General features: G+C 47.1%; 1 protein-coding gene. It reads right to left on the reverse strand.

What is annotated here, in order from left to right; genetic code table 11:
• Positions 1-849, reverse strand: an 849-nt coding sequence (locus tag KIV40_RS22645; RefSeq protein WP_285351423.1) for a DMT family transporter, incomplete at its 3' end; no start/stop codon positions are given.
• Positions 850-997 lie beyond the last annotated feature (148 nt).

The raw sequence follows: 997 nt of genomic DNA on the forward strand, positions 1-997 counted from the left end.
TGTCCCAATCAGGCTTTGCCTAGAGATTGATTCGCCCTTGACGGCATAAATAACCAGAATGAACACGGGGCTGGTAGCAATCAAGGTCTGGGCAATCGCTGGGTTAGCGTGTTTCAGCGCCACTTGTTGTAGCCACAGCGCGAGAAATGTCCCAACAAAGATGGCGCCAAGTAACCAAGCTTTATCTTTCATCGCCAACTGCTTTAGATGAGAACGAATGTCTGAAAATGGCTTGGGTTCAAACAGTCGAATCATGACTATCACCGCCAATACTCCCACTGCCAGTCGAATCAATGCCCCCAGCAGCGGTGGAATGTCACCTGCGACCAAAGCATAGTGAGAGATAACCACACCAGATGCCTGACACACACTGGCCAATAAACCATAACCCACACCACTCCAATCGACAGACTCTTGTTGTTGGCGAGGTTGAAACACCACAAAGGTCACTGCAAGCGTGGTGATGATCACGCCCAACCAGCTCTGCATCGAGAGCGCTGCGCCCAATAACATTAAAGCCAACACACCCGACAGCGGCGGAGCGAGAGATTCAAGCAGTAGTGTTTTGTTTGCTCCAATCCTTTTCAGTGAAGCAAAATAAGCACTGTCACCTATCGCGATACCAATCACACCTGACACTGCAAGAACCCAAATATGGTTAGCCTCCAGCCTGAGTTCTGGCATTGGTATTAGAGGAATAACGACCATCATCATTGCCGAAGCGACCACACCCTTGACGATGTTCAGCTGCATAGCAGAAAAACGGTGGCTAAACTGACTGTAGATCCACGTTGCCCCAGCCCAAACAATAGCAGCACCAATTGCCGCCACTTCACCCATATAATTCATCGTCTCACCTTCTCGCTCTCCCTAGCTTGATAAAAGTAAGTACACACTTACAAAGGGAACAAATAGCGAGGAATTATTATTTATCGGTATCCGTTCTAAAAAACCATATACAAACAAATCATTTTTATAACAATTACTTGTACGATAG

The sequence above is a fragment of the Vibrio sp. D173a genome (assembly GCF_030248475.1).